This is a genomic window from Streptomyces sp. SID3212 (assembly GCF_009865405.1).
GTDB lineage: Bacteria > Actinomycetota > Actinomycetes > Streptomycetales > Streptomycetaceae > Streptomyces.
On record NZ_WWJY01001010.1, the window covers coordinates 1 to 7725 of the forward strand.

The following is a 7725-nucleotide window of genomic DNA, read 5'->3' on the forward strand; positions in this document are numbered from 1 at the left end:
GGCGGCGACACCGCCGCGCTCGCCGGCTCGGCCGCCGGTCTCGCCCTGCTCGCGGGAGCGGGCACGTACGTGATCCGCCGCCGTACCACCACCGCCCACCGCAGCAGCTGACCCACGTCCGAGGGGCCTCCGCCCGGCCGGGCGGAGGCCCCTCGGTGTGCCGCACCGCCCAGGAGACCCTTCATGCCCCGTCCGCAGCACGACCCGGAAAAACACCAGCGCCACCACCCGGCGCGCGCCCGCCTCGCCCTCGGGCCGGCCGCCGTCCTGGCCGCCCTCGTCCTCCTCACCGCCGGATGCTCGTCCGGCTCAGGCTCCGACGGCGCCACCGGCCCGGGTGCCGGAGCCGCGCACTCCGCGTCGACCGGCGCCTCGCACACGGACGATCCCGGGGGTACGAAGCCCTCCGCGCCGCCCGCCGCCGATCCTGCCCGTGTCACCATCCCCTCCCTCGGCGTGGACAGCTCCCTGATGGCCCTCGGCCTCAACAAGGACGGCACCGTCGAGGTGCCCCCGGCGGACCGGGGCATGACGGCGGGCTGGTACACGGGCGGAGCCGTACCGGGCGAGCCCGGCGCCGCCGTGATCATCGGCCACAACAGCACCCGCCTCGGCCGGGCCGTCTTCCACGACCTGAAGAAGATCCGCGAGGGCGCGGACATAGCCGTACGGAACACCCGAGGCGCGACCCTCCACTTCACCGTCACCGGCACCGAGACGGTCGGCAAGACGTCCTTCCCGACGCAGAAGGTCTACGGTCCGACCGACGCGCGGGCGCTGCGGCTGATCACCTGCGACGGCGCGTTCGACGCGCAGGGGCACCCGGTGGACAACCTGATCGTGTACGCGACCCTGAGCTGAGGTTCCCCTCCTCAACCCGCCCCGGAAGCGCGGGTGTTGGTGTGGCAGGATGCGTCGGGGCGGTGGTGGTCCGCGGCGGGGGACAGGTCGGCACACGTCCCAGTCCCGTGGCCCGGCCAGACACCCTTGGAGCCCTTCATGACGCCCGGTACGCCGAAGTCCCAGGTCGACACGAGCAAGCCGCACCCGGCCCGCATCTACGACTACCTGCTCGGCGGCAAGGACAACTACCCCGTGGACCAGGCCCTGGCCGGCCAGCTGACCCCCGAGGCCCAGGAAGGCGCCCGGCAGAACCGCGCCTTCATGCACCGGGCGGTCCGCTGGGTGGCCCGCAGCGGCATCGACCAGTTCCTGGACATCGGCACGGGCATCCCGACCGAGCCGAACCTCCACCAGGTCGTCCAGGAGGTCGATCCCAAGGCCCGGATCGTCTACACGGACAACGACCCCATCGTCCTGCGGCACGCCGAGGCCCTGCTCATCAGCACCCCCGAGGGCCTCACCGACTACATCGAGGCCGACGTGCGGCGCCCCGGGGAGATCCTCGACCACGCCCGCTCGCTGCTCGACTTCCGGCGCCCGGTGTCGCTGTCGCTGATCGCCCTCATGCACTTCGTGCCGGACGAGGACGACCCGTACGGCATCACCCGTACCCTGATCGACGCCCTGGCGCCCGGCAGCGTTCTGGTGCTCTCCCACCTGACCGGGGACTTCCTCACCCCGGAGCAGAACCGGATCTCCGAGTACCGGTCCAGCGGCATCAACCTGCGCCCCCGTACCCGCGCGGAGGTCGAGCGGTTCTTCGACGGGCTCGACCTCGTCGAGCCGGGCCTCGTCACCCACTGGTACAAGGACACCCCCGCGCCGGCCGACAGCACGGGCACCGACCTGCTCTACTCCGGGATCGCCCGCGTGCGCTGAGCCCGCCGGGTCCAGCCCGCCGGGTCCGCCCGTCCCGGGTCACCCTTCCGCGGTGTCCCCGGGGGCCGCCGTCACCAGGAGCACCGCCGCGTCGTCGGCGAGCAGTTCGCCCTCGGAGTGCTGGACGAGGGCGGTGCGCAGGCGCTCCAGCAGTTCGTCGGGCGGCAGGCCGGCCAGCTTCCGCAACGTGTCCGTCAGGGGGAAGAACACCCCCTGGCGGTCCCGTGCCTCCGTGACCCCGTCCGTGCACAGCACGAGCACGCAGTCCGCCGTGACGGTCGAGTCGAGCGGGGTGCGCGGTACGCCGATCAGCGGGCCCAGGCCGAGCGGCAGACCGGGCTCGCTCATCGCGATCTCCGTCACCCGGCCGCCGGCCACGACGTAGTGGGGCACGTGCCCGCACACCACCGTCGTGGTCCGCCCGCCGGGCGCGGCCTGGATGACCGTGGCGGTGACGAAGCGTTCCATGTCGGCGCCGTCGACCGAGGCGGCCGCGTTGTAGCGCAGCAGGGCGCTCTCCATCTGCTCGGTCAGCCGGACGACGTCCGGCTGGTGGAAGGCGGCCTCCCGGTACGCGGTGAGAACGGCGTGCGCGGCCCCCAGCGCGGCGAGCCCGTGTCCCTGGACGTCGCCGATGAGGATCCGTACCCCGTACGGCGAGTCCACCACCTCGTAGATGTCACCGCCGACGCGCGCGCCCTGCTGGGCGGCGAGGTAGAACCCGGTCGCCTTCATCGGCCCGGCGGTCAGCGGAAACGGCTGCAACAGGGTGTTCTGTACGGCGTTGGCCACCGCGCGGGTCTCCGCGAGGAGCTGCTCCCGCTGGATGCGGACCCGGGAGATCAGCAGGGTCGCCAGCACGAAGAGCGCGGTGGTGACCAGCGACAGGGCTTCGAGGACGGGACGGCCCAGCGGGTCGTTCACCGCCTCCGCGACACTCACCGCCGCGACGGCCGCGGCGGAGATCAGCGCCTGGCGGCGGGTGCCGAGCAGGGCGGTGGCGAGCAGTCCCAGTCCCGACAGCCCGGCGAGTCGGATGTCGTTGCTGACGACCACGTCGGCGAGGAGCAGCCCGACCGACAGGACGACCGACACCACACACGCCCAGAGACCCCAGGCCGGGGACGGTTCGTCCAGGTCGCGGATCTCGGCCGCCAGCCGGGCCCGCGCACGGCGAAACGGCTTCCACGTCACGAGGGGCACCGGGCCCGGACGTCCCCCGGCGGACAAATCGTATGGTCGCGCACCGGATCAGTGTCACCGACGGCACGGCGCGGGCGCCGAATGCCACGCCGTCCCGCCCGGGCCACGGTGCACGGCGCGGGCACCCCATGACGCACCAAAAGACAGGTAAAAGACCTGGAAACAAATTGGTCCCGCGCGCCGCGGAGGCCGTGTCCGATATGTAGTCCAACCGCCACTCCGCATCGCATGTAACTTTCTCATGAACTTGTCGCATGCTCTTTGCCTATTTGGTCCTGCCGATGTCCGGAGTGCAGGCGGGCGAATCTGCGGACAATTTCTTCCGATGGCCGGCGCCGCCAAATCTTTCAACCTTCTGTTCGATTTCCTTTGGCCTTCTTTCTGTCGTGTTCGTCGTCCGTGGACGCCTCTAGTAGCGTTGTTGGCGGCAGAGCGGTCCACGCAGGAGGGCCGCCAAAGGAAAAGGAATTGAACATGGCAGTTTTTGAATCTTCGGCGGCGGCCGAAGAAATCTTCGGGCGGCTTTTCGGCATTCTGCTGGAGGACGAGGCGTTCACGTCCCAGCTGCGCGCGCACGATCTGAGCATCCGGCTGACCCAGACAGGACCGGACTGCAACATTCACGTCTCCGCCGACAAGCTGATCGTGGGCGCGGACGCGCCCGAGGACGCGACCATAAAGATCAAAATGTCGAGTGACACAGCTCACTCGCTGTGGCTCGGCAAGTTGATGATGCCCACCGCCATCGCCACCGGAAAGGTGCGTATCCGGGGAAAGGTGTCCCGGGTTCTGGAGCTGGTTCCCATCCTGCGTCCCGCATTCGACGAGTATCCGGAAATCGCGGCCAAGGCCGGACTGCCCGTCTAGGCAGGGTCCCGGCCGGATATTCGGCCGCGTCGGCCCCACCCGTACCACCGCACCCCCGTTCACCAGCCTTGGAGGATATTCAATGTCCGATGTGTACGGCAATACGCAGGAACTCAACTTCGATGTGCTCCCCGGCGAGCTGGAGAAATTCCGGCTGCGTGTCCGTGAGTTCGCCCAGGACGTGGTGGCACCCCGCGTGCAGGACCTCGACGCCGCCCCCGCCGACGACTTCGACTGGGACATGGTCACCCAGGGCCACTCCATCGGACTGACGCGCGTCGCGATCCCGAGGGACTACGGCGGGCTCGGCTTCGGCATGCTCGGCGCGGCGGTCGCGCTGGAGGAGGTGGCCACGGTCTGTGCCGGCACCGCCCTGATCTTCGGCGCCGCCATGCTCGGCCAGGCCCCCGTCCTGCTCTCCGGCGACCCCCGGATGCAGGCCCGGTTCCTGCCGCTGTTCTCGGGCGACGCGCCCGTACTGGCCTGCAACGCGGTCACCGAGGAGGAGGCGGGCTGCGACCTGATCATTCCTGACAACGCTGTCCACGCCCGGGACGTCATGACCGCGCGCCGGGACGGTGACCACTACGTCCTCGACGGCCGCAAGCGCTTCATCACCAACGCGCAGGTCGCCACCTTCGCCTCGGTGTTCGCCAACATGGAGGGAGCGCCCGGCGCGACCGGCCTCACCTCCTTCATGGTGCCGCTCGACCTGCCCGGCGTGGTGCGCGGTCCCGTCGCCGACAAGCTCGGCTACCGCCTCTGCCTCGGCAGCGAGCTGACCTTCGACAACGTCCGCGTACCGGCCGAGAACATGATCGGCGGCGAGGGCGACGGCATGGCGATCAACATCGCGCAGAGCAACATGGCGCGTGCCTCCGTCGCCGGTATCTCCACCGGAGTCGCCCGGGGCGCCCTCGCCCTGGCGATCGACTGGTGCGACACCCGGGTGCAGGGCGGACGCCCGCTGCGGGAGCACCAGTTCACCGCGGCCAAGCTCGCCGAGATGACCTCCAAGGTCGACGCCGCCCGGCTGCTGTACCTGCGCGCCGCCCACAAGGTGGACAACGAGCTGCCCGCCCCGCAGTACGAGCCGGCCGTGGCCAAGTACTTCGCCGACCGGGTCGCCATCGACGTCGCCGACCTGGCGATGTCCCTCGCGGGCGCCCGCGGCTACCTCAAGTCCTTCGGGCTGGAGAAGCGGCTCCGCGACGCCTACGGCGCCCGCATCTACGAGGGCACGCCCGAGGTGCTGGCGCTCGCGATCACCGAGAGCCTGTACGACGAGGAACGCGCATGACCCGAGCGGCCGTGGCCGACGGCGGTACCAGACGCGAGGGGTCGCCCACCGGCCCCGCCTGGGAGGCGGCGGACCTCCCGAAGGACCCAGAGAACCGTTTCGTCAGGGACATCGTCCATCTGCACTCCACGATGGACTTCCGCGACCTCCCCCAGCACCTCTCGGGCGCCCCGCTCTACCACCGCCACGACGAGCGGGACGACCTGATCACCCTGACGGTCACGGACGACCAGCTCCCCCTGCGCTACCTCAACGGGATCATGGGCTTCCGGCTCGTCCAGTACCTGCGCCTGGGCTGGATCTCCCCCCAGCTCGTCTACCGCCGCGCGGTCTTCCGCGAGACGGTCACCCACCCGCCGGGCGTCCAGAACATCCACACCATCAGCCTGTGCACCAGGACCGGCCGGATCCGCGGCTACATCAGCCTCGCCTGCACGGCCGACCGGCTGCCCCTGCCGCTGGACCATCCCCGCCGCTACCGCTTCTCCACCGAGACCGCCCACCGCATCGACCTGCTGGGGCAGTTCGCCGCGCCCGGTCTCGGGACCCACCAGGTCTTCGAGATCAAGCGCTTCGTACGCGACCTCCACATGCCGCAGGGCCGGATCGCGGAGCGCGTGCCCTGGCACCTGCTGCTCGGCCTCGGCCGGACCATGGTGGACCTCGGCGACCAGGTACGGGTGGTGTTCGGCGACGCCAAGGAGCACGTCGCGCTGCGGCACTTCCGGCTCACCGGCTTCGACCTCCAGGTGCCGCGCGGGACGACCCCGAACCTGCCGGAGTCGGACCTGATGGCGCCGATCTACCGCCAGGACGTGGTGGCCGTCCCCTTCGTGGCGCCGGTGCCCCCCGATCTCGGGGACTACATGGATCTCATACGGGGCCACCTCGACGGACGCCCGGACCTCCTCTCGCTCAAGGACATGGTCACGTCCATGAACGCGCGCAAGGTGGCGTCGCGGCGACAGGCACGACAGCACGCGGAGCAGCTCGGAAAGGGCGGCACAAGTGATCACCGAGAATGACATCGCCGGGGACACGGCGGGCGGGACCCTGCCGGGCGGCCTGAGCCCGGACGACTTCTACGCCGAACTGACCACCCGTAACCGGGGCGTGGTCAGCGCCGCCGAGCAGGACGCCCTGCGCACCTCCACGATCCTGGTCGCCGGGTGCGGATCGATCGGCGGGGCCGCGGTGGAACCACTGGTCCGCCTGGGCGCCCGGTCGTTCCTGCTGGCGGACCCGGGCGAGTACGAGGTGAACAACCTCAACCGGCAGAGCGCCACGGCCGCCGACACGGACCGCAACAAGGCCCTCGTCGCGTCCGAGCGGGTCCTCGGCATCAATCCCCATGCCAGGACCGCCGTCTTCACCCAGGGCGTCGGCGAGGACACCATCGAGCAGCTGACCGCCGACTGCCAGGTCATCGTCGACGGCATCGACGTGACCACCATGTCCGGCTGGCGGGCCAAGCACCTGCTGCACCGCACCGCCGTGGCACGCCGGCTGCCGCTGGTCACGGGCTGGGACATCGCGGGCGCGCAGTACGTGCGCTGCTACGACTACCGGACCGTACGCAAGCCGTTCGACGGGGCCATCAGCGAGGCCGACATCGAGAACCTCACCTCGTGGCAGCTGCTCCTCAAGGCGATCCCGCTGCGGTACGTGCCGGTCGAGATGCTCACCGAGGTGAAGGACAACCTGGGGCGTCCCGACTACAGCTTCCCCCAAGTCACCTATGTGGCCCTGACGTTCGGTGCGATCACCTCCCACATGGTGGTGAAGCTGCTCGCCGGTGAACAGGTGCGTCCCGAGGTCTACATCGACGTCCACCAGGAAATCCGCTCGAACTGGGGCCAGTTGGTGACGCGTCTGCGGTGGGTCGGCGAACTGGCCTCGCTGGCACCGAAGCTCCTCAAGCTCTCCCGGGGCGCCCAGGCCTGAGAGGGCTCGCCCCGGGGGCCGCCCCTGGCGCACGCGTCACGTACACCCCCCACTACAGCGGAGCACTACTCCATGGCTGAACTCCACGATCTGACCGCTCTCGAACAGGGAGCCGCCATCGCCGGGGGCGAGCTGTCCTCCGTCGCGCTGACGGACCACTATCTCGACCGCATCGACCGTTTCGACCGAAAGGACACGTCCCTCGGCGCGTACCTCACCGTCACCGCGGACCTGGCCAGGGAACAGGCGGCCGGGGCCGACCGGGACACGGCCGCCGCCAGGCGGGACGGCACGCGGCTGTCCCCGCTGCACGGCGTCCCGCTGGCGGTCAAGGACCTGGTCCAGGTGGCCGACGTACGGTTCACGGCCGGCTCCCGGGCCTTCGCCGACCGGATCGGGGACCTGGACGACCACGTCGTCACCCGGCTGCGCGCGGCGGGCACGGTCCTGCTCGGGAAGACCAACCTCCCCGAGTTCGCGCTGCCGTGCTACACCGAGAACCGGCTCGGGCCGCCGACCCGCAACCCGTGGGACCCGGAGCGTTCCCCCGGCGGGTCCAGCGGCGGGTCCGCGGCGGCCGTCGCCGCCGGGCTCGCCCCGCTGGCCCACGGCACCGACGCCGGCGGATC

9 protein-coding genes are annotated in these 7725 nt (G+C 70.6%); 8 read left to right on the forward strand and 1 reads right to left on the reverse strand.

The window, feature by feature from the left end; translation table 11 throughout:
• From GT042_RS29985 to GT042_RS29995, 3 genes are all read left to right on the forward strand, one after another.
• On the forward strand, positions 1-111 hold a 111-nt coding region (locus tag GT042_RS29985; protein ID WP_161311835.1), incomplete at its 5' end, for an LPXTG cell wall anchor domain-containing protein.
• A gap of 72 nt (positions 112-183) precedes the next feature.
• Positions 184-861 (forward strand): class F sortase, encoded by a 678-nt coding sequence (locus tag GT042_RS29990; protein WP_161311836.1) that lies wholly within the window; start codon positions 184-186, stop codon positions 859-861.
• Positions 862-999: 138 nt separating this feature from the next.
• The gene (locus tag GT042_RS29995; protein ID WP_161311837.1) at positions 1000-1782 is read left to right on the forward strand and encodes an SAM-dependent methyltransferase; all 783 of its coding nucleotides are present in this window, start codon (positions 1000-1002) and stop codon (positions 1780-1782) included.
• A gap of 39 nt (positions 1783-1821) precedes the next feature.
• Here the strand turns inward: GT042_RS29995 and GT042_RS40205 are convergent, their stop codons facing one another.
• Positions 1822-2976, reverse strand: a complete 1155-nt coding sequence (locus tag GT042_RS40205) for a PP2C family protein-serine/threonine phosphatase (protein ID WP_161311838.1) — start codon at positions 2974-2976, stop codon at positions 1822-1824.
• A gap of 483 nt (positions 2977-3459) precedes the next feature.
• Here GT042_RS40205 and GT042_RS30005 point away from each other — a divergent pair, with 483 nt between their 5' ends.
• From GT042_RS30005 to GT042_RS30025, 5 genes are all read left to right on the forward strand, one after another.
• Positions 3460-3852 carry an SCP2 sterol-binding domain-containing protein gene (locus GT042_RS30005; protein ID WP_161311839.1) on the forward strand — a complete coding sequence of 131 codons (393 nt, stop codon included), beginning with the start codon at positions 3460-3462 and terminating at the stop codon, positions 3850-3852.
• A gap of 82 nt (positions 3853-3934) precedes the next feature.
• Positions 3935-5152: an acyl-CoA dehydrogenase family protein gene (locus GT042_RS30010; RefSeq protein ID WP_202534160.1), complete on the forward strand. Its 1218-nt coding sequence runs from the start codon at positions 3935-3937 to the stop codon at positions 5150-5152.
• Positions 5149-6177, forward strand: a complete 1029-nt coding sequence (locus GT042_RS30015) for a hypothetical protein (protein WP_161311840.1) — start codon at positions 5149-5151, stop codon at positions 6175-6177. The genes GT042_RS30010 and GT042_RS30015 overlap by 4 nt, the downstream gene beginning before the upstream one ends.
• On the forward strand, positions 6161-7096 hold the full coding sequence (locus GT042_RS30020; RefSeq protein WP_345943974.1) for a ThiF family adenylyltransferase: 936 nt from the start codon (positions 6161-6163) through the stop codon (positions 7094-7096). The genes GT042_RS30015 and GT042_RS30020 overlap by 17 nt, the downstream gene beginning before the upstream one ends.
• 72 nt (positions 7097-7168) lie before the next feature.
• Positions 7169-7725, forward strand: a 557-nt coding sequence (locus GT042_RS30025) for an amidase (RefSeq protein WP_161311841.1), incomplete at its 3' end; no start/stop codon positions are given.